Origin of the sequence: Caballeronia sp. INML2, from assembly GCF_023631365.1 — a bacterium.
Classification (GTDB): Bacteria; Pseudomonadota; Gammaproteobacteria; order Burkholderiales; family Burkholderiaceae; genus Caballeronia; species Caballeronia turbans.
Genome location: NZ_JALQDH010000079.1, coordinates 18,652 through 39,865, shown reverse-complemented (window position 1 = coordinate 39,865; position 21,214 = coordinate 18,652). Strand labels below are relative to the sequence as shown.

Annotated in this window: 20 protein-coding genes; 7 read left to right on the top strand and 13 right to left on the bottom strand. The window is 64.4% G+C overall.

Annotated features, from left to right (window positions below; genetic code table 11):
* The first annotated feature begins 1 nt into the window (after position 1).
* On the top strand, positions 2 to 2,164 hold the full coding sequence (locus NCT32_RS26990; protein WP_061118623.1) for a response regulator: 2,163 nt from the start codon (positions 2 to 4) through the stop codon (positions 2,162 to 2,164).
* A 49-nt stretch (positions 2,165 to 2,213) separates the two neighbouring features.
* Here the strand turns inward: NCT32_RS26990 and NCT32_RS26985 are convergent, their stop codons facing one another.
* From NCT32_RS26985 to NCT32_RS26940, 10 genes are all read right to left on the bottom strand, one after another.
* Positions 2,214 to 2,399: a hypothetical protein gene (locus NCT32_RS26985; protein WP_061118622.1), complete on the bottom strand. Its 186-nt coding sequence runs from the start codon at positions 2,397 to 2,399 to the stop codon at positions 2,214 to 2,216.
* 83 nt (positions 2,400 to 2,482) lie between these two features.
* Positions 2,483 to 3,514, bottom strand: coding sequence for a LacI family DNA-binding transcriptional regulator (locus tag NCT32_RS26980; protein WP_061118621.1), 1,032 nt, complete (start codon positions 3,512 to 3,514; stop codon positions 2,483 to 2,485).
* Positions 3,511 to 4,623 (bottom strand): glycerol dehydrogenase, encoded by a 1,113-nt coding sequence (locus tag NCT32_RS26975; protein WP_061118620.1) that lies wholly within the window; start codon positions 4,621 to 4,623, stop codon positions 3,511 to 3,513. Before NCT32_RS26975 ends, NCT32_RS26980 begins: the two co-directional genes overlap by 4 nt.
* Complete coding sequence (locus tag NCT32_RS26970) at positions 4,620 to 5,381, bottom strand: SDR family NAD(P)-dependent oxidoreductase (protein WP_061118619.1); 762 nt, start codon at positions 5,379 to 5,381, stop codon at positions 4,620 to 4,622. The genes NCT32_RS26975 and NCT32_RS26970 overlap by 4 nt, the downstream gene beginning before the upstream one ends.
* Position 5,382: 1 nt before the next feature.
* On the bottom strand, positions 5,383 to 6,393 hold the full coding sequence (locus NCT32_RS26965) for an NAD(P)H-quinone oxidoreductase (RefSeq protein ID WP_250490639.1): 1,011 nt from the start codon (positions 6,391 to 6,393) through the stop codon (positions 5,383 to 5,385).
* Between the two features lie 5 nt (positions 6,394 to 6,398).
* Entirely contained in the window at positions 6,399 to 6,935 is a 537-nt protein-coding gene (locus tag NCT32_RS26960; protein ID WP_061118618.1) for a 2,4'-dihydroxyacetophenone dioxygenase family protein, read from the bottom strand.
* A 45-nt stretch (positions 6,936 to 6,980) separates the two neighbouring features.
* Positions 6,981 to 7,685, bottom strand: coding sequence for an ABC transporter ATP-binding protein (locus NCT32_RS26955; RefSeq protein ID WP_061118617.1), 705 nt, complete (start codon positions 7,683 to 7,685; stop codon positions 6,981 to 6,983).
* A complete protein-coding gene (locus NCT32_RS26950) occupies positions 7,669 to 9,453 on the bottom strand; it encodes a branched-chain amino acid ABC transporter ATP-binding protein/permease (RefSeq protein WP_061118616.1) in 1,785 nt (594 codons plus the stop codon). The genes NCT32_RS26955 and NCT32_RS26950 overlap by 17 nt, the downstream gene beginning before the upstream one ends.
* An 18-nt stretch (positions 9,454 to 9,471) precedes the next feature.
* A complete protein-coding gene (locus tag NCT32_RS26945) occupies positions 9,472 to 10,344 on the bottom strand; it encodes a branched-chain amino acid ABC transporter permease (RefSeq protein ID WP_061118615.1) in 873 nt (290 codons plus the stop codon).
* A gap of 94 nt (positions 10,345 to 10,438) precedes the next feature.
* Positions 10,439 to 11,656: an ABC transporter substrate-binding protein gene (locus NCT32_RS26940; RefSeq protein ID WP_061118614.1), complete on the bottom strand. Its 1,218-nt coding sequence runs from the start codon at positions 11,654 to 11,656 to the stop codon at positions 10,439 to 10,441.
* Between the two features lie 361 nt (positions 11,657 to 12,017).
* Here NCT32_RS26940 and NCT32_RS26935 point away from each other — a divergent pair, with 361 nt between their 5' ends.
* From NCT32_RS26935 to NCT32_RS26910, 6 genes are all read left to right on the top strand, one after another.
* Positions 12,018 to 12,779, top strand: a complete 762-nt coding sequence (locus tag NCT32_RS26935) for an enoyl-CoA hydratase/isomerase family protein (RefSeq protein WP_061118613.1) — start codon at positions 12,018 to 12,020, stop codon at positions 12,777 to 12,779.
* A 68-nt stretch (positions 12,780 to 12,847) separates the two neighbouring features.
* Positions 12,848 to 13,909, top strand: coding sequence for an ABC transporter substrate-binding protein (locus tag NCT32_RS26930; RefSeq protein WP_061118612.1), 1,062 nt, complete (start codon positions 12,848 to 12,850; stop codon positions 13,907 to 13,909).
* A 10-nt stretch (positions 13,910 to 13,919) separates the two neighbouring features.
* A complete protein-coding gene (locus NCT32_RS26925; protein WP_061118736.1) occupies positions 13,920 to 14,981 on the top strand; it encodes an ABC transporter ATP-binding protein in 1,062 nt (353 codons plus the stop codon).
* Between the two features lie 9 nt (positions 14,982 to 14,990).
* Positions 14,991 to 16,772 (top strand): ABC transporter permease subunit, encoded by a 1,782-nt coding sequence (locus tag NCT32_RS26920; RefSeq protein WP_061118611.1) that lies wholly within the window; start codon positions 14,991 to 14,993, stop codon positions 16,770 to 16,772.
* A 27-nt stretch (positions 16,773 to 16,799) separates the two neighbouring features.
* Entirely contained in the window at positions 16,800 to 18,341 is a 1,542-nt protein-coding gene (locus NCT32_RS26915) for an AMP-binding protein (RefSeq protein ID WP_061118610.1), read from the top strand.
* 67 nt (positions 18,342 to 18,408) lie between these two features.
* The gene (locus NCT32_RS26910; protein ID WP_061118609.1) at positions 18,409 to 19,251 is read left to right on the top strand and encodes an IclR family transcriptional regulator; all 843 of its coding nucleotides are present in this window, start codon (positions 18,409 to 18,411) and stop codon (positions 19,249 to 19,251) included.
* Between the two features lie 22 nt (positions 19,252 to 19,273).
* Here the strand turns inward: NCT32_RS26910 and NCT32_RS26905 are convergent, their stop codons facing one another.
* The 3 genes from NCT32_RS26905 to NCT32_RS37315 all read right to left on the bottom strand — a co-directional run bounded on the left by NCT32_RS26905 (position 19,274) and on the right by NCT32_RS37315 (position 21,208).
* On the bottom strand, positions 19,274 to 19,972 hold the full coding sequence (locus NCT32_RS26905) for a hypothetical protein (protein ID WP_061118608.1): 699 nt from the start codon (positions 19,970 to 19,972) through the stop codon (positions 19,274 to 19,276).
* A gap of 398 nt (positions 19,973 to 20,370) precedes the next feature.
* Positions 20,371 to 21,108 carry an arsenical resistance protein ArsH gene (gene arsH, locus NCT32_RS26900; RefSeq protein WP_143756347.1) on the bottom strand — a complete coding sequence of 246 codons (738 nt, stop codon included), beginning with the start codon at positions 21,106 to 21,108 and terminating at the stop codon, positions 20,371 to 20,373.
* Positions 21,086 to 21,208, bottom strand: a complete 123-nt coding sequence (locus NCT32_RS37315) for a hypothetical protein (RefSeq protein ID WP_284508558.1) — start codon at positions 21,206 to 21,208, stop codon at positions 21,086 to 21,088. Before NCT32_RS37315 ends, arsH begins: the two co-directional genes overlap by 23 nt.
* Positions 21,209 to 21,214: the final 6 nt, after the last annotated feature.

The following is a 21,214-nucleotide window of genomic DNA, read 5'->3' as shown; positions in this document are numbered from 1 at the left end:
CATGGCCATGTTCGAATCATCTCCGGAGGAGAAGGTGAGCATCCTCGTAGTGGATGACCTGCCGAGCCAGCACGTCGTTCTGCGCACGGTGCTCGAGGGACCGGATCAGGAAGTGGTGACGGTGTCGTCCGGGCGGCAGGCGCTGAAGGCGGTGCTGCAACAGGACTTCGCCGTCATATTGCTCGACGTGAACATGCCCGACATGGATGGCTTCGAGACGGCCAGCATGCTGCGTTCATATCGTCGGACGGCATCGACCCCGATCATCTTCGTCACAGCGTATGTGGACGATGCAGAAATGGCTCGAGGCTATTCGCTGGGGGCGGTGGACTATATCTCGTCGCCCGTCGTGCCGGAGATTCTCAGCGCGAAGGTACGCGTGTTCGTGCAGATGTACAGGATGAACCGCGAGCTGCGCGCGCGGGCCGCGCAGCGCGAGGAACTCGCGCGGGCGGAGGCGCAACGCGCGTCCGCCGATCAGGCTCGCCAGCGCGCCGATTTCCTGGCGCACGTGAGTCATCTATTCACGCGCTCGCTGGATGTGCAGACGACTCTCTCCCGCATCCTCGATACTTCGGTGCCGGCACTGGCTGACGTCGCCTGCGTCTATCTCGAACTGGACGGCGAACAGCTCCCGAGGACGTCGCTGCGCTGGGGGCCGGCTGTCCGCGCGCTGATCGACCCGGCTAGCGGTCGTGCGATCGAGACCATGGCTGCGACGGAGCAATTTTTCGAGCTCGCGAGACAGACCGTTGACAAGGGCGAGAGTCTCGTGTGCCGGGCCGGGGCGGACCGTATCTTCGAGTTTCAAAGCGACAAGGCGCAAGGGAAGAACCCGGCCAAGTTCGAGGAAATCAGATTTCACCCGCTCTTGAGCGGCGCGCAGCGAAAGGCAGCCATCGCATTCGGGACTGTGCACTGCGAGGGAGATCATCAGCGGGCGCCCATCGTCACCGAGTTCGTGAGCCGTGCGTCCATCGCGCTCGAGAACGCGTTCTTGTTCTCCGCCCTGCGTGACGAAGACAGGCGCAAGAATGAATTTCTCGCCATGCTGGCCCATGAACTCCGAAATCCGCTTGCACCCATCTCCAACGCGGTGAGCGTGATGAAGAACACGGAGCCGGGCGATGCAAAGGTCATGTCCTGGGCGACCGGAATCATAGGTACCCAGCTCGATCACATGGTACGCATCGTCGACGATCTGCTCGACGTATCGCGGATCGCGCGCGGCGCGGTGGCGTTGCAGCGCAAGCCGCTTTCGCTGCGAGTCGTGGTCGATCGTGCAATCGAAACCAGCCGGCCGCACTTCGCCGCCCGCTCGCAGGCGTTCTCCTGCGAGACCTGCACGAGCGATCTGATGGTGGAAGGCGATGTCGTTCGTCTCACGCAGGTCATTGCGAATCTGTTGAACAACGCCTCGAAGTTCACCCCGCCCGGCGGGCACATCAATCTTTCGACGGCTTTTTCGAAGGGGAACGCGGTGATCACCGTCACCGACGACGGCGAGGGGATCGATTCGAAGCTGCTCCCGCGCGTCTTCGAGCTCTTTGCGCAAGGCGACAGCGCGCTGGATCGCGCGCAGGGCGGCTTGGGAATCGGGCTTACGCTTGCCCGCCATCTGACGGAGCTGCACGGCGGTTCGATCCGCTGCTGGAGCGCCGGCCGCGGACGGGGCGCCAGGTTCACGGTCGAGTTGCCGGCATCGATTGCAACCGGCATACCGGCTCCTGTCGCCGATATTCTTCCGATGCGTCGCAGAGGTGGCGCACGGGTGCTCGTCGTGGACGATTCCGTCGCGTCCACGGAGAGCCTCAAGGTCTTTCTCGAACTGCATGGATATCAGGTGCAATGCACGCACGATGGTGTCTCCGCGCTTGCGCTCGCCAGCAAATTCGCGCCTCAGGTTGCCGTGCTCGACATCGGCCTTCCAGGCATGAACGGGTACGAAGTTGCAAAGGCCATTCGTGCCGACACCGACCTCGGCGATTGTCTTCTGATTGCGTTGAGCGGTTATGGTCAGGACGAGGACCGTCTCAGGTCGAAGTCGGCCGGCATCGATCATCATCTGATCAAGCCCGCGGATCTGGCCTCGCTGGTCGACCTGATTGCGACGCACGTCATGCGGGGCGGCGCGGATGCCGAAGGCGAAGGGCGGCCAGCCTAGGGTCGAAGATCTCTTCCGTGACCCGGACGCCGGGGCCAAAAACGCATATCTAACCCGCTACCTGATTGGCGCTGTTGAAGAACGGCGCTGCGCCGACTACGGTGCCCTCGATCAATTCGTGATGGCGCGTGCCGAATCCCCTGGCGCGAATTCGTTCGATGTCGTTCGTCACCGCCTCCAGGTCCTGTTCGGAAACGACGAGACAACGCCGCGATTCCTCGGGCGTGAGTCGCATCTGGGAAAGGATGGTGCGGCCGCTCGCGCCACGGCTGCGCGAGCTGGGCGATTCTATGCGACAACATGGGCTGAGCGGTCCGATCAGACTTCCGACTCGCCTTGCGCGGGCTCCGAAAGCGTGCCCCGTTCCACAACGGGCGCTTCGAGCACGAGTTCATTGTCACCGTCCTTGCCGTCGATCAGCGCCATCAGATGCCGTGCCGCGCGAGCGCCGATCTCCAGCGATGGCACGCGCACCGTCGTCAGCGGCGGCTGAGTGAGCCGTGCCTGTTCGATGTCGTCGAACCCGGTCACCGAAAGATCTTCGGGTACGCGAATGCCTTTCGCGCGGCATTCGTCGAGCAGCCCGATGGCCTGCAGATCCGTGCCGCATATCACGACGCTGGGGTGCACTTCGCCGTCCCAGAGTTCGCGCAGCGCCTGCCGTCCGCCTTCGAACGTGAACGGTGCTTCCACGATCCATTCGGGTCTCAGGTCGAGGCCTGCTTCCCTGAGCGCGGCGCGCGTGCCTGCCTGCCGCGCGCGCACGCGTTCATTTCCGAACGTGGAGCCGCCGCACATGGCCACGCGCCGATGCCCGAATCCGACGATGCGCCGTGCCAACTGGTAAGCGGCCTCGAAGTTCGAGAAGCCGACGCAGTGCGGATACTGCGTTTCGTCCACCGACCAGGTAAGCACATAGGGCAAGTCGTATTGACGCGTGAGCGCGAAGACTTCGGGAGGATGATCGGTGCCGACGAGCACGAGCCCGTCCACGCCGCGCTCGAGAATCGCGCGCAGCACCTCGAGTTCGCGCGCCGGCTTGTATTCGTGACTCGCAATCAGCAACTGATATCCATAGCCCCACAGCGTTTGTTGGAGCGCCTGAATGGAATCGGCGTAAATGGGGTTATTGAGCGTCGGATAGATGGCCGCGACCGTGCGCGTCTTGCGTGAGGCGAGCGCCTGCGCCGCGCCGTTTCGCACGTAGCCGAGTTGTTCGACGGCGCGCTGCACGTTCGCAAGCGTCTGCGGCTTGACCTGGTCCGGTACGGACAAGGCCCGCGACGCGCTGCCGAGCGATACGCCCGCGAGCCGCGCGACATCGGCGAGCGTGGCGCGGGTCGGCTTCATGGCGCGCTGCGCGTGCGTCCGTATGCATCGGCGCGAGCGATGCCTTCGATCAGCCTTTGCGCCGTCAATGGCGGCATCATGTGCCGGCTGTAGCGCGTGGCGAGCGTCGCCTCGGCGATGAGCGACAGCTCCACGGATGTGAGCGGGGCGTGCTGCCCCAGTTGCGCGAGCGTGAGCGGCAATCCGACTGCGGTCATAAGCGTGGCCAACGGTTCAATGTCCTCGGGCGATGAATCCTCGACGAACAATTGTACAAGCGTGCCGAACGCGACCAGTTCGCCGTGCATCATCGAGGCCATCGCGGGGATCGCCGTGAGACCGCGAATCAGCGCGTGCGCGAGCGACAGCCCCCCGCTTTCGAAGCCGACGCCGCTCAAAAGCACGGTCGCTTCAACCACGCGTTCGACGGCATCGGTGAGGTCGCCGCGCCCGACATCGGCGTAGGCGCGCGCGCCGTCGTCGAGCAAGGTGGCAAGCGTCGCGCGCGTGAGCAGCAAGGCGCCCGGCAGCGGCGGCGTGCCGTATGAATTCAGACCGGCGGCGCGCTGACATTGCGCGGCTTCGTACTTCTTGCTCAGCGCATCGCCGATGCCGGCCGCGAACAGACGCGCGGGCGCGGCGGCGATCAGCGCGGTATCGACGATCACGGCATCGGGATTGCGCGGCAGCATCTCGATGCCGGCAACACGATGCGCCTCGTCATACAGGATGATGAGGCGGCTCGTCGGCGCATCGCTCGACGCGGCGGACGGCGCGACCACGATCGGCACGTTCAGCGCCCGCGCAACGCCCTTCGCGGTGTCGATGGTCTTGCCGCCGCCGATTGCCACGACGGCATCGGCGTGTGCTTTGCGCGCTTCGTCGCTCAGCTTCGCGATGACCGCCGCCGTGCATTCGCCCGGAAACGCCGCGATGTGCGGGGCGACGCGCGCTTCTTCGAGCGATTGCGTGACGTCAGCCGACACGCGGGCGGCTACCGCGCCATCGACGAGCACGAACGCGCGGCGCGCGCCGAGCTCCGCGAGCGTCGAGCCGAGCGCGGCCAGCGCGCCCGGACCCTGCGTATATCGCCCCGGAAAGCCGATGGTCCGCCAGAGCGCATTCGTCATGTCATCAGCCATCCGCCGGCGACATCGATCACTTGTCCGGTGACGAACGCAGCTTCGTCGGACGTGAGGAAGAGACACGTCGATGCCACTTCGTCAGGCGCGCCGAGGCGTCGCAACGGCGTTTCCTGTGCGACCTTTTCGTTGGCTTCGCGCGCGACGCCGCGCACGAGCGGCGTATCGATGCGCCCCGGCGCGATTGCGTTCACCGTGATGCCGTGCGGTCCGAGCTCGCCCGCGAGATGCCGCGTCATGCCGATCAGCGCGGCCTTCGTCGTGCTGTAATGCGCGGCGACGATGTCGAGATACGCCTTGCCCGCCACCGACGACATCGACACGATGCGCCCGAAGCGCCGCTCCACCATGCCCGGCGCAAGGATGCGGCAGAAGTTGAAGACGCTGTTCACGTTCACGTCCGTCACGCGGCGCCATTCGTCGGGCGCCATCTGCCAGATCGGCATCGGCTTGCCTGCGTGCTTCGGCGAGATGCCCGCGTTGTTGACGAGTGTATCGACCGGACCGAGCGCCGCTTCGATCGCGCGGCATGCGGCCTCGCACGCGGCGAAATCGCCGACGTCGGCGTGCGCGAAATGCACGCGCAGGCCCGCACCGGTGAGACGCTGTGCGAGCGCCGCGCCCGTTTCCTCATTGACGTCGACGATGCCGACCGCCGCGCCATCTCGCGCATAGCGCTCGACGAGCGCCTCGCCGATGCCGCCGCTGCCGCCCGTGATCAGAACCACGCGCTTGTCGTGCCGCATGTCATTGGTCTCCCACTTTCAGCATGATCTTGCCGATATGCTTGCTCGATTCCATCAGCTCGTGCGCGGCCTGCACGTCCGCAAAAGGCAGCACGCGATGAATCACCGGCAGCGCGCGGCCCCTTTCGAGCAGCGGCCACACGTGGGCGTGCAGCGCCTGCGCGATCGCCGCTTTCTGTTCGATGCTGCGCGCGCGCAAGGTGGAGCCCGTGAAGGTGAGGCGGCGCAGCATGATCGGCATGGCATCCAGTTCGATGCGGCTGCCTTCGAGAAAGGCGATCTGCACGAGCCGGCCTTCGAGCGCGAGCGCGCGGATGTTGCGCGCGATGTAGTCGCCGCCGACCATGTCGAGGATGATGTTCACGCCCTCGCCATCGGTGAGCTTCGCGACGGCATCGACGAAATCTTCATCGCGATAGTTGATCGCGTGATCCGCGCCCGCTTCGCGGCACGCCTGCGCTTTTTCCGTGTTGCCGACGGTCGTGATGACGCGCGCGCCGAACGCGTGCGCGAGCTGGATCGCGGTCAGTCCGATGCCGCTCGATCCGCCGTGCACGAGAAACGTCTCGCCCGCCTGCAGGCGGCCGCGCTCGAATACGTTGGTCCACACGGTGAAGTAGGTTTCGGGCAAGGCCGCGGCCTGAAGCAGCGTGAGGCCTTCGGGCACCGGCAGACAATGCGATGCATCCGTGATGCAGTATTGCGCGTAACCGCCGCCTGGCACGAGCGCACAGACTTCATCGCCCGCGCGCCATTGCGTGATGCCCGCGCTTGTCGCGACGACGCGCCCCGACACCTCGAGCCCCAAATGCGGCGATGCGCCCGGCGGCGGCGGATAGGAGCCCGAGCGCTGCAGTACGTCCGGGCGGTTCACGCCCGCGTAGGCGACTTCGATCAGCACGTCGTTCGGGCCCGGCGAGGGCAGCGGTCCTTGCACGAGCCGCATGCAGTCGGGCGCGCCGCCCGTGCCGTGATCGATATATTGCATCGATGCAGGAAGAGTGGATGTCATGACGTTCAACGGATGATCGATTCGATGTAATCGGCGGGCAGACCGATCGACGCGTAGTGCCTGCGCGCCGCTTCGATCTTCGTGAAGACGTCCTCGTAACCTTGCGCGACGCCTTGCGGATCGACATATGTGTAGCCGCCGGTCACGTGGAACCAGGTGATCATCTCGGGCACGTCCTCGGGCACGAAGAGCGTGTGCGTTTCGCCCGCGGGCTCGAACGCATAGCCGCCTTGTTCCGCGACCCAGTCGTGTTCGAGGTAGTACCAGCGGCCCTTGAGCACCATCGCATGAACGGCGCCGCTATGACGATGACGCGACACGACCCCGCTGCCGCGCACGCGCAGCAGATTCACGTAATAGCCCTGGCTCGCGTTGAGGATGAGCGGCTTGAACGACACGGTTTCGGTCGCGGGGACCCACAGCTTGTCGTCTTCGAGCCAGGCGGTCATGACGCCACCGTGCACGAGATCCTTCGACATGTACGGCACTTGCTGCAACTGGTAGGCGATGACCTGTTCGTCGGGCTTCACTTCGGTTTGCATGAGTTTTTCTCCGTGGTTTCTGAATGCGATGCGTCGGATCGGCGATCAATGACCGAGATAGGCGCGCCGCACGTGGGGACTATCGAGCAATTCTGCGCCCGTTCCGGAAAGCGCGATGGCGCCGTTTTCCAGCACGTATCCGCGGTTCGCGAGCTTGAGCGTATGGAACACGTTCTGTTCGACGAGCAGCACCGTCACGCCGCGCGCCGCCACCGTGCCGACCACTTCGAACATCTGCTCGACGAGCAGGGGCGAAAGGCCGAGCGACGGTTCGTCGAAGATCAAGAGCTTTGGCGCGGACATCATGCCGCGCGCAATGGCGACCATTTGCTGCTCGCCGCCCGACAGCGATCCGGCCAGCTGCGTGAGACGCTCGCGCACGCGCGGAAAGAGTTCGAGCACTTCGTCCATGCGTTCGCGCCGCGCGCCGCGTGCGGCGTGACGAAACGCGCCCATCAGCAGGTTCTCTTCGACGCTCAGGAAAGGGAAAAGCTGACGGCCTTCCGGAATCATCGTGACACCCATCGCGACGATGTCGTGCGACGATCTGCCGACGAGCTCCTGTCCCTGAAACGTGATGCTGCCGCCGCGCGCCGCGACGATGCCGCACAGCGTCTTCAGGGTCGTGGTCTTGCCCGCGCCGTTCGCGCCGACGAGCGTGACGATCTCGCCTTCCTGCACATCGAGCGAGACGCCGCGCAGAACTTCGCTCTTGCCGTAGCCGGCCGAGACGTTATGCAGCTTGAGCATCGAGATACCCCTTGCCGAGATAGGCCTGAATCACCTCAGGATCGTTGACGACATCGGACGGCTTCCCTTCCTTCAGCATGCGCCCGGCATTGATGACGATGATGCGGTCCGACAGCGCCATCGTCGCCTGCATCATGTGCTCGATCATCAGCACGGCGATGCCCGATTCGCGGATGCGCCGCACCATGCTGATCGCGCGCGCGATGTCGGCGGGATTGAGGCCGGCCATCACTTCGTCGAGCAGGAGCGCGCGCGGACGCGTGGCGAGCGCGCGCGCCACTTCGAGACGTTTCATGCCGCCGACGGTCAGGCTGCGCGCTTCGGTATCGAGCAACGATGTGAGGTCGGTGATCTCCGCGACTTCGCGTGCGATGGATTCCGCTTCCATGCGCACCCGCGTATGCATGAACGCGCCGAGCATGATGTTCTCCAGCACCGAGAGGCCCGCGAACGGCTGCGCGATCTGGAACGTGCGGCCGATGCCGTCCTTCGCGAAAGCATCGGGCGTGCGCGGCTCGGCCCAGGTGCCATCGGCGAGTCGGATCTTGACGATGCCTTCGTTCGGGCGAATGAAGCCCGAGAGCTGATTGAAGACGGTGGTCTTGCCCGCGCCGTTCGGGCCGATCACGCCGAGAATCTCCCCGGCATGCAGCGTGAGGGACACGTCGTCGGTGGCGACGAGGCCGCCGAAGCGCTTCTTCAGATGCTCCGCCTTCAGCAAGGGCGTGCCGAGCGGCAGGGCATCGGCGGGCGCGATCGACTTCGCCGGTTCGGGCGCCGGCGTGCGCGCGCCGGGCAGACGGTCGATGAAGCGCAGCACGTAAGCGCCCAGATGCCCGACGAGCCCGCGCGGAATGAACAGTACGACGAGCACCAGCACGACGCCGTAGACGAAGCCGTGCGTGCCGCTGCCGAACGAGCTGAGCCAGCCGCGCGCGAGTTCGGCGATCGGCAGCACGAGCACGGCGCCCGCAAGCGGTCCGGCCACGCTGCCGAGCCCGCCGATGAGCGCGAACATCGCGATCTGGACCGACAGTTCCAGCGAGAACGCGGCGGACGGATCGATGAAGGTGAGATACATCGCATGAAAGGAACCGATCATGCTCGTCAGCACGGCCGAGATCACCGCCGCGCCGATCTTCACCTTGACCGCGTTCACGCCGACGGCGCGCGCCGCATCCTCGCGCTCGCGCACGGCGATCAGATAGAAGCCGAAGCGCGAGCGGCGGATGAGCCACGCGGCCCACAGCGTCACCAGCAGAAAGCCGAACGCGATCAGCAGATACGCCCACTTTTCGCGGAATACCATCCATTGGAGGCCGATATTGAGCGGCACGTTCAGGCCCGCCGATCCGCCCGTCCAGCTTTCCTCGTGCACGGTGAGCAGCCGGCACACTTCCAGAAACGCGATGGTGGCGAGCGCGAAGAACGGCCCGCGCAGACGCAGCGTCGGATAGGCGATGACGATCGCCGCCGCCGCCGAAATCGCGGCGCCCGCGAACATGCCGAGCCACGGCGTGATGCCGAAGTCGATGACGAGCAGCGTCGCCGCATACGAGCCGATGCCGTAGAACACCGCGTGTCCGAGCGAAAGCTGCCCGGCGAAGCCGCCGACGATGTTCCACGCCGTCGCGAGCGCACCGAAGATGCATACGAGCACGGCAAGATGAAAGGCGAACGGCGATTGCAGCGCGAACGGTACCGCGAGCAGCGCGAGGAGCGCCAGCGCGCCCATGTAGCCGCGCGGATGCAGGAGATTGGGAAACATCGGATGCCTCGCTGAACGTTATTCGGAGCCGCGTCCGAGGCCGAAGAGGCCGGTCGGGCGAACCACGAGAATGACGAGGAAGATCGCGAAGTAGACGACTTCCTTCATGTCGGGCGAGATGTAATAGCCCGCGAGACTGTCGATGAGCCCGATCGCGATCGACCCGACGAGCGCGCCCGGCAGGCTGCCGAGCCCGCCCAGCACGACGATGACGAAGGCGGTCAGCACGAAGTACTGGCCGACGGTCGGGAACACCGGATACTGCGCGACGAGCAGGCCCGACGCGAGCCCGACCAGCGCCGCGCCGATGCCGAACGCGAGCACATACGTGGTCTTCACGTTGACGCCCATCAGCGAGGCCGCGTAGCGATGCTGCGCCACCGCGCGAAACGCGCGTCCCGTGTAGGTGCGCTGCAGGAACAGATGCACGCCGCCCGCGACCGCCAGCGCCGCGGCGAAAGTGATCAGCTGCCCGCTCACAATGTTGATATCGCCGAATTGCAGATGCTCGGTGCCGAAGCTCACGTCGACGGGATGCACGTCCGCGCCGAAGATCATGAGCGCGAGATTGACGAGCGCGGTCGATACGCCGACGGTCGCGAAGATCTGGATGTGCGCGTCGGCCGAGAGCAGCGGCTGGATGATGAAGCGCTGGATGAGCACGCCGAGGGCGAACAGAAGCAAGGCGACCGGCACCGCGGATACATACGGGTGCCAGCCGAGCTTCGCGGCGAGCAGCCACACGGCGTACATGCCGACCATCAGCAGTTCGCCGTGCGCGAAGTTGACCACCCGCACGACGCCGAAGATCAGCGTCAGGCCGATGCTGATGATCGCGTACGCGCCGCCCAGCAACAGGCCGTTGACGAGAAGTTGCAGAAGAATGGACATGCCCGTTTCCTGGAGACCGCGCAGCGCGTCGGCGCCACGCGGTTCGAGTGAAAGAGAAACGCGGATTGACTGCGGCGGAGCGAGTGCGGCGGATTTACTGCGCCGTGACCGGCTTGGCGATCGCGACCGCTTCCGGATACACGGTCACGAGCTTGCCGCCTTGCCACTGCATCACGTTGGTGGTTGCGAGCTGGTTCTGGCCGTTGTCGGCAAACTGGAAGCCCCAGCCGGCCGCGGTCGTGCCGGCCGCTTTCTTGTAGGCGAGCACGGCCGCGCGAATCTTGTCCTTGTCGGTGGATTTCGCGTTGGCGAGAACGTCGAGGAAAGCCTTCGCGCCGACATAGTTCACGAGACTGTGACCCGAGCGCGGGGCCATCCCGAAATGCTTCTGATATTCGGCGGTGAACGTGTCCAGGCCGGGCGCGCCTTTTTCGTTCATCGCGACTTGCGGGAAATCGATGTCGTATACGCCGTTCATCTGCGCGCCGACGGCCTTGGCCGTATCCGCGAGCGAGTAGCCGCCGCCCGCGCCGATCACCGCCTTCGGCTTGAAGCCTGCTTGCGCGGCCTGGCGGAAGAACAGGATCGAGTCGTTCTGGTAAGAGGTTTGCAGCACGACATCGACATCCGCGCCCTTGAGACGCAGGATCAGCGACGACAGATCGACGCTCTTCGCCGAGTACGGCAGCACCTGCACGACGTTCAGACCGAGCTTCTTCGCGCCTTCCTTCTGAAAGCCGGATACGAGTGTGCCGTACGGCCCGTCTTCCGCAATGATGGCGATCTTCAGCGTCTTCGGATCCACCTTCAACTGCGGCGCGACGACCTTGGTGAGTGCTTCCAGCGTGCCGTCCGCGAAGGTCTTCGTGGTCGAGTTGCTGCGATACAGATACTTGAAGCCGCGGCTCGTGATGGTGTCCGCGGTCGCACCGAGTTCGAAGAAGGGCACGCCGGCGAGCTCGGTTACTTGAGTCGCCGCCGACGACACCGCCGACGAGTAGCTCCCGAACACCGCCGACACGTTCTCCACCGAAGTCAGACGCCGTGCTTCGCCGACGGCCTGGTTTGCATCGACGGCATCGGCTTTGACGAGCACCACTTTTTCGCCGTTGATGCCGCCCGCGGCGTTGCGTTCATCGACGGCGAGCTGCACGCCGCGATAGCTCTCGTCGCCCAGCAACGCGAGTCCGCCGCTAAAAGGAAAGAGGGCGCCGATCTTGATGTCCGCGGCCTGCGCCGCGGTGAGGCTCGATGCAGCGATGCACGCGGCGGCGAGTGAGCGAAAGATCGTGCGGGGAAGGCGCGTCGGCATGCGGTGTCTCCATGTATTGTTTGAAATTGAAGCGCTTCAAATTCTGGGCGCGAAACTGTTGTTATTTTAAGAATTGCGTGTTATCGATCTGATTCACGGTCGCCACACACGGCGCGTCCTGTCTCATTCGAGCCGGATTTGAAGCGCTTCAAGTTTGCGTCCAGGTTCGTAGCTGCGTCAACCAAGGGTTTCCACGTAAGGAGAGCAAGGGGGCAATGCTTGCCCGCGCCGCATCGCGTGGCGAATGTCGGGGAGGGCAACTTTTCATCGATTCGCACTGCTTTCGCGTAAACCCGCTTGCACCGTATTTTTGATGGTTCTATATTGCATTACACCACTAACTATTGCTATGCGATAAACCATGAGCCAAGACGTCCTGTTTTCAAATCACGGCCGCGTCGCGGTCATCACGTTGAATCGTCCCGATCGCCTGAACGCGTGGACCACGCCGATGCGCGAAATGATCATCGCGGCGCTCGAGCGCTTCAATGCCGACGACGATGTTGCCGCGATCATCATGACGGGCGCTGGCGACCGCGCGTTTTCGGCGGGGCAGGATCTGTCGGAAGCGCACGACTTCGACGGCGAACGCGCCGTGGCGTGGGTCAAGGAGTGGCAGCGCTATTACGCGGCGTTGCGTGGCCTGAGCAAGCCGCTCGTCATGGCCCTCAACGGCACGGCCGCCGGCTCGGCGTTTCAGGTCGCGTTGCTCGGAGATATCCGCGTGGGTCATCCGGGCGTGCGAATGGGCCAGCCGGAGATCAATGCGGGCATCGCCAGCACGACCGGCCCGTGGATCATGAATTCGATGCTCGGCATGTCGCGCACCATCGAACTCACGCTCACCGGCCGTCTGATGGATGCCGACGAGTGCTATCGCATCGGGCTGATTCATCACGTCGTCGAGCAGGACAAGGTCTTCGAGAAGGCGCTGGAAATCGCCACCGAGCTTGCCGCGAAGCCGCCTGTCGCGATGCGTCTGGACAAACAGCGTTTCCGCGAGATGACCGAGCCGGGTTTCGTCGACTGTATCGAGGCGGGCATGCGCATCCAGCGCGAGGCCTACGACTCCGGCGAGCCCGCTCGCATGATGGAAGAGTTCTTCAAAAAGCGCGCCAAATGAATCGGGCCAATTAAACCGGGCTGAAGTCGAGCCGCTTCTTCTTAACCGCAGTGCGGGAGACCTGAACCATGACGCAAGACTTCAACCCGGCGCGCCGCCGCATTTTGCACGGCGCGGGCGCGCTCGCCGTGGCTGGCGCGATGCCGCTGGCCGCACGCGCTCAAACGAAGCAGATCGTCGTATCGGACCCGGGCGGCCCGTACACGACCGCATATCGCGAAGCCTTCTATGACCCGTTCGAGAAGGCGACCGGCATCAAGGTCGTCAGCGTCGCGCGCGAGTCTCAACCGGTCGCGCAGTTCGCGGCGATGGTGCAAACGAAGAACTATGTGTGGGACGTCACGACGCTGACCCTCTCGGCCGACATTCCGTATCTCGAAGCGAAAGGCCTGCTGGAGCCGATCGGCCTCAAAGCGAGCGACTATCCGGACATCATGCCCGAAGCCATTACGCCCAACTGGCTCGGCGTCGACGTCTATTCGACCGTGCTCGCGTACCGGGCGGACAAGTTCAAGGACAACGGCCCGAAGTCATGGGCGGACTTCTGGGACGTGAAGAAATTCCCGGGCCGCCGCTGCCTGCGCCGCAGTCCGCTCGACACGCTCGAACAGGCGCTGCTCGCGGACGGCGTGCCGCTCGACAAGCTCTATCCGCTCGACGTCGACCGCGCGTTCAAGAGCCTCGACAAGATCAAGCCGCACATCAACATCTGGTGGACGTCCGGTGCGCAGGCGATGCAGGCGATCCAGAGTGGCGACGTCGACATGATCTCGACCTGGAACGGCCGCGCGCAAGCCGCGAAGGACAACGGCGCGCCGGTGACGATCGTGTGGAATCAGGGCCTCTATTCGATCGAAGGCTGGGGCATTCCGAAGGGCACGCCTCGCGCCGAGGAGGCCAGACAGTTCGTGCGTTTTTGCGCCGATGCGAAACGTCAGGCCTTGCTCACGCGCACGCTGGCCTACGGCCCGACCAACAGGAAGTCCTTCGAGACCATCAGCAAGGAGCGCGCGGCCCTGCTGCCGACGGCCCCGGACAACATCAGGAACATGAAGCTGCCGAGCCCGCAATGGTGGGAAGAGAACCGCCAGAAGGTCACCGAACGGTTCAATTCCTGGATCATTTCGTAAGGAGCGGATGATGAGCTCTAAACTCGAGGCGATCGGCATCGCGAAGCGCTACGGCGATTCAGTCGCGCTGGAACCGACGGACCTCGTCGTGCAGGCGGGCGAATTCCTGACACTGCTCGGTCCCTCGGGTTCGGGCAAGACGACCTTGTTGCAGATGATTTCCGGCCTCGTCGCGCCGAGCGCGGGGCGCATCGAAATCGACGGGCGCGACGTCACGCATGTCGAGCCAGGCAAGCGCGGCATCGGCATGGTGTTTCAGAGCTACGCGTTGTTCCCGCACATGAGCGTGTGGGACAACGTGGCATACGGTCTGCGCATGCGCCGCAAGTCACGCGATGAAGTGCGAGCCGCAGTCGACGACGCGCTCGCCATGGTGCGCATGAGCGAGTACGCGAAGCGCTTTCCCAAGGAGCTGTCGGGCGGGCAGCAGCAGCGCATTGCGCTCGCGCGATGCTTCGCGTACCGGCCTTCGGTGATCCTGCTCGACGAGCCGCTCGGCGCGCTCGACAAGAAGCTGCGCGAACACATGCAGGCCGAAATTCGAAGCCTGCACAAGGAACTCGGCGCGACTTTCGTCTACGTGACGCACGATCAGGACGAAGCGCTCACGCTCTCCGATCGCATCTGTCTCATGAACCAGGCGCGCATCGAACAGGTGGGCACGCCTGCGGATCTCTACGATCGTCCGGCCACTCGCTTCGCGGCGGGCTTCATCGGCCATTCGAATCTGCTGGAAGGCGAACTCGACGCGACACGCGGCGCCAGCGGCGAACCGATCCTGCTCGCGGCGGGCGGCCGCATCCCTCTGCCGACCGGCGCGTCGGGCGCGCACGCGACGCGTCACACGCTGCTCCTGCGTCCCGAGGCGCCGCGCATCGTCGAACCGCAGAGCGGCTTTGTCGACGGCACGATTTCGGATGTCGTGTTCTTCGGCAGCGACACGCGCGTGCATCTCTCGATGAGCGACGGCAGCGAGCTGACCGTACGCTGCGGGCGCAGCGTGAGCCCGCGCGTCGGCGACCGAGTCGGCCTCACGTGGGACCCGCATCGCACGACGCTGCTACACGCCTGAGGAACCGTCATGACCATCGCTCTTCATGCGCACCGCGAAAACGAGGCCGCGCGGCGCGGCCGGTCCGTCGTGCTGGCGCGCTTCATGCGCTTTTTGCCGATCGTGCCCACGCTCTTGTTCCTGCTGGTGTTCTTCGTCGTGCCGGTCGGCGAAATCCTGCAAGGCGGCCTCGTTGGCCCCGATGGCAATATCGGCTTCGCGCAGTTCGAGCGCATCGCGCGCACGCCCGTCTACGCCAAGGTGTTGTGGATCACCTTCGCGATATCGTTCCTGACGGCGGCGCTGTCCATCCTGCTCGGGTATCCGGTCGCATACATGCTGAGCCGGCTGTCGGAGCGCGTGCGCGAACGCTGGCTCCTCTGGATCATGCTGCCTTTCTGGACCAGCTATCTCGTCAAGACTTACGCGTGGATGCTGCTGCTTTCGAAGACCGGCGTGCTCTCGACCATCGCGCTTTCGCTCGGGCTCGTGCGCGAGACGAGCGGCACGATACCGTCGCTGACCGGCGTGCTCATCGGCATGGTGCATTCGATGCTGCCGCTCGCCGTCATGACGATGCTTCCCGTGATGCGCGGCATCGACGACCGTCTCGCGCAGGCGGCGGAGACGCTCGGCGCTGAACGCAGCACGAGCTTCTTCACGGTGTTTCTGCCGCTCTCGTCGCCGGGCGTGGCGGCGGCGGGGCTGCTCGTGTTCATCTCCAGCCTCGGGTTCTTCATCGTGCCGGCGCTGCTCGGTTCGCCGAAGGAAACGATGATCGCGCAACTCGTGATCTCGTCCGTGCTCGAACTCTTCGACATGCGCTTCGCCGGCGCGCTCTCGACGGTGCTTCTCGTCTGCTCGATCGTCATCTTTTTCGTCTACGACCGCATGGTCGGCCTGACCTCGCTGACGGGCGAAGTGACGGAACGTTCGCGCGGCTCGCGCGCACAGGGTTTCAAGCTCGCGCTGCTGATGACGGCGGGCCGCGTCTGCGCGCCGCTGATGATGCGCCGCAAGGTTCGCGCCGACACGACCGCGCGCGCGGCAAGCCCGCTCGGACTCTATACGTGCGTCATCATGGCGATGCTCGTCGCGCCGGTGCTTTCGGTGATTCCATATGCGTTCACGAAGAGCGACTACATCGCGTTTCCGCCGAAGTTCTTCAGCACGCGATGGTTCGGCACCTTCATGGATTCGCCGGTGTGGCACAGCGCCATCATCCGTTCATTCGAAGTCGGTCTGGGCACCGCGCTGCTGTCGCTTCTGCTCGGCTTCGGCGCGACGCTCGCGATGACGCGCATGCCGCGCCGCGTGAGCAAGCCCGTGTTCGCGCTGCTCGTCGCGCCGCTGATCGTGCCGCGCATCGTCGTCGCGGTGGGGCTCCTGTATCTCTTCGGCCGCTTCGGGCTTACGGGCACGAATCTCGGCCTTGTGCTCGGGCATACGGTTCTCGCGATTCCTTATGTGGTCGTCACCCTCGCGGCCGGCTTCCAGCGCTTCGACTGGCGGCTGGACGACGCAGCCCGCGTGATGGGCGCGTCGCCGCTGCGGCGCATCACGTCGATCGTGCTGCCGCTACTCATGGCGAGCGTGACGGCGGCGTTCCTGTTCGCATTCCTCGTTTCCTTCGACGATCTGACCATCGCGATCTTCGTGAGCGGCGGAATCAATTCGACGCTGCCGAAGCAGATGTGGGACGACATCCAGCTTGCGATCACGCCGACGCTCGCGGCTGTGTCGACCACGCTCGTCATTCTCATCGCGCTCGTCGTGGCGGTTTCTTCCTGGCTCAAGCGCCGCGCGCGCTGAGTCACGGGCTTCTCAATCGGTAACCCTATGCATCGCTATACGGAATACTTCGCTCATCGCCACGCAGACGACGAACTCGACTGCGTGCCACTGCTCGCGGCCGGATTGCGCCGCGACCCGGCGCGCACCGTCGCGCACTTCGACGATGAGGCGATTACCTGCGACGACATCGCGCGGCACGTCGCGCATCTACAGTGCTGGTTCGCGGAAGAGGGACTCGCTCCGGGCGATCGCGTCGCCGTCATGCTCGGCAACAGCGCGGCGCACGTGCATCTGATCTATGCACTCGTGCTGAGCGGGCTCGTGTGGGTACCGGTGAATACGAAGTTGCGCGCCGCGGGCGTCGAATATCTGGTGCAGCACGCCGAACCGAAGCTCCTCATCATCGAGGACGAGTTCGACGCCGCTTCTGCGACGATCGACTGCGGGACCACACGGCGCGTGCGTTTGCCCGCGTTCGACACGCGAAAATCAAGTGGTGCATTCACGAGCCCGGATATCGGTGTGCACGATCCGCTGTGCATCATCTATACATCAGGCACGACGGGCGCGCCGAAGGGCGTGATCTTCACGCACCGGATGATGCGCATTGCGGGTGAGGCCGCGCTGCGCGTCGCCGATGTGCGCGAAGGCGACCGAATGTTCCTGTGGGAGCCGCTGTGCCATATCGGCGGCGCGCAGATGCTGTTGCTGCCGTTTCTCGAAACGGTGAGCCTGCACGCGGTGCCGCGCTTCTCGGCCTCGCAGTTCTGGCCGCAGATCGAGCGCGCGGGCGCCACGCAACTGCACTATCTCGGGGGCGTGCTCGATATCCTCATGCAGTTGCCGCCGGACGCCCAGCCCGAGAGGCACACGTTGCGCGTCGCGTGGGGCGCGGGTGTAAGCGCCTCGGCCTGGGCGCCGGTGCAGGAGCGGCTCAACGTGCGCTTGCGAGAGTGCTACGGCATGACCGAATGCTCCAGTTTTGCGACTGCGAACGCAACGGGCAAGCCGGGGTCGATCGGTCGCGCGCTGCCATGGATGGAGATCGAACTGCTCGATGAAAACGGCCAGCCGGTGAAGGAGGGCGAAGCGGGCGAGATCGTGCTGTCGAGCAAGGTGGAAGGCACGTTCCTGCCGGCATACCTCAAGAATCCCGACGCGACGAGCGCCGCCCTGCGCAGCGGCCGCTTGCACACGGGCGATCGCGCGCGGCGCGACGCCGACGGCGATTTATTCTTCATCGGCCGGCAAACGGACAGCATGCGCGTGCGCGGCGAGAACGTTTCGGCGTGGGAGATCGAGCGCATCTTCGCGGCGCATCCGGCCATTCGCGCGAGCGCTGCGATCGGCGTGGCGTCACCGATCGGCGAACAGGATATCCTGCTCAACGTGCAGTTCAAGGAAGAACCGGTGGACTGGAAAATCCTGCACGCGTGGGCGCGCGAGCGGCTCGCCAGTTTCCAGTTGCCGCGTTATTACCGGGCGGTGGCGAGCTTCGAACTCACGGCCAGCGAGCGTATAAGGAAGCATCTGCTGCCGCGCAGCGTCGACGACGCATGGGACCGAATGGGCGAAGCGCGGGTCTGATATCGGCAAACGATAGGGTGTTAGGGCCATGCGATAATCCGCCAACAATCGAAAAGACGAACCTGTGATGATCGAAGCGCCCAAAGCCCCGCGCAAACGCAAGAGTCCAGCGACGAAGCCGCGGGCCGAGGCGGCGGATCCGAGTGCATCGTCCCTGTACGTGCAGTCCGTCGAAAAGGCGATGAAAGTGCTCACCGCCTTCGACGGCAGCAAGCGTCAGTTGTCGCTGTCGGAGATTTCGTCGCTCACCGGCTTCGACATGAGCGCGACGCAACGCTTCACCTTCACGCTCGCCGCCCTCGGTTATCTTTTCAAGGATCCGGACAGCCGCAAGTATGAACTGTCGCCCCGGCTGCTCGACTTCACCTACCACTATCTGACATCGAACGAGCTCGTGAGCCGGGCCACGCCTTATCTCCAGCAACTCGGCTCGGAGACGGAGGAGGCCACCAATCTCACCGTGCTGGACGACACGGACATCGTGTTCGTGCTGCGGATCGTGAGCCGCAACGTGTTCAACGCCCATGTGATTACCGGTTCGCGCCTGCCTGCGTACTGCACGGCGCCGGGACTCGCGATCCTGGCAACGCTTCCTGACGGGGAGATCGACGACCTCCTGTCCCGCACGAATCTCGTGCCGTACACGTCGTCGACCGTGTATCAGCCACGCAAGATCAAAGACCGGATCGCGCAAATCCGCAGGCAGGGGTACGCCCATACAGAAGACGAGTACTTCGTCAGCGACATTTCAACTGCGGCGGCCATCACCAATGCGCACGGGCGAGGGATCGGCGCGGTGAATATCGCGGTGGCGAGATCGCGGTGGCATGCCGACCGCGACGAAAGGCGCTTCGCCGATCTGGTCATTTCCACAGCCTCGGCTATTTCAACGCGGCGTCGCGTCGAATAGCTCGAAGCGAGCGATGAGCAGCCTAAGTACGCTGACGTTCCTTCTGCGGCCGGTCGCGCAGCAGCAGCGGCATTAAACGCCGGTTGGCTGTCTGCGCAGCCCACTCGCAATACGCGGCGCTGCCGAGCACCCAGCCCTCGAGGGTCGACTGCATCAGGTTATCGACCTCGCGTTCGTCAGCAGGATGTGCGCCCAGATCGCGGTATGCCCGGTAGCGCTCGAGCGGCGTATTGCCGAGCGCCCCGTAAAGTGGATGGTCCTTGATAAAGCTATCGACACGCAGCCCGATATGGTGCGCGTAGCTCGACCACCGGTAGCTTCCCGGGTCGGCTACAAGGCGGTTGCGCACCGGCGCCTGATCGATGATCTGGCTTGCGAGCAGGAAGTACCGGTCGGGCTCAATCACTGCGGCTCGGTACCCGCCACGCCATACCGCACCGCGGCGTCCATGGCGGCGATTGAAAGTCTCGACATACCGACGGCCGACGGCCTGCAACGTAATGGCCACGCTCGACTCATACGAAGGGGTGACAAGGAACTGTACCGCCTCGGGCATGAGTACCCACGCGTGGACGGCCAGATCGGCGACGCGCGCTGCGTCTGCCAGGCAGGCGAGGAAGTACAGATAGTCTCCTTCGTCCAGGAAGGCGGGGCCCGTGAACCCCTGCAAGATAACGTGCTGCGGTTGTTCTGGGACGTAGTGCCGTGCGAGCCGTGTCATGCTGGATGAACCGGAAATCCGATGTGAGAGAGCGATCCGACAGATATCGGATGCGTGACAGTGCGTAACGTCGATATAGGACGAAATTCTATCGATCACGTGCTTGCGCTGGCGTCACGAACAGACCTTTGTTCTGGCCTCTTTTCGCTGATTTGTCGGTCGCAACCAGTGTCGAATTACAGGATGCGCGGAGGATAAGGCGATGCGTTTCGCAGCCTGAAGGCGGTCGATGTCGGGGACGTGGAGAAGCGCCGGGTCCACCCCCAGGTGCTTCAAGATCGCGGCGACGTGCAGACGCTGCTGAACACGGCAAGCAGGCTCGCCGGCATCGCGTGCAAGTTCGACTTGCAGCTTCTTCACTGTGAACTACGACGATCAGGAGCGGCGGGCGACACTGATCAGATGCTCGACTGGTTCACCCGCTTCATCAGTTCAGCGGCGCTTTCCTTTCGTTCGCTATAACGGTCGACCAGATACGGACCAATATCCCGGGTGAGCAGCGTAAACTTCACCAACTCTTCCATTACATCCACGACTCGATCGAAGTAGGCCGAGGGTTTCATGCGGCCGGTTTCATCGAACTCCATGAACGCCTTGGCCACCGACGACTGGTTGGGGATCGTCAGCATGCGCATCCAGCGCCCGAGCACGCGCATCTGGTTGACCGCGTTGAACGACTGCGAGCCGCCGCTCACCTGCATCACCGCGAGCGTCTTGCCCTGCGTCGGCCGGACCGCGCCGAGCGAAAGCGGAATCCAGTCGATCTGCGATTTCATGATGCCGGTCATCGCACCGTGGCGCTCCGGCGAGCACCAGACCATGCCTTCCGACCACAGCACCAGGTCCCGCAGCTCGGCCACCTTGGGATGAGTGTCCGGCGCATCGTCCGGCAGCGGCAGGCCGCTCGGATTGAACGTCCGCACATCGGCGCCCATCGCCGCAAGGAGGCGCGCGGCTTCTTCGCTGAGCAGTCGGCTGAAGGAGCGTTCGCGTAGCGAGCCATAGAGCAGCAGGATGCGCGGGGGGTGCGGCGAAGCCTTCGCGGCCTGCAGGCGGTCGATGTCCGGAACGCGGAACAGCGCCGGGTCAACCTGCGGCAGTTCGGTCGCAAGATCAGACACGTTTTCCCTCCGCATGTATGATGGTCGTGGGTTCGTTGTTCGCGCGGTGAATCACCGCGAGCGTGTCACGCGGGGCTCCGAACCCAGGGTTGTGATAGATGATGACGTCGTTCATGTGCTC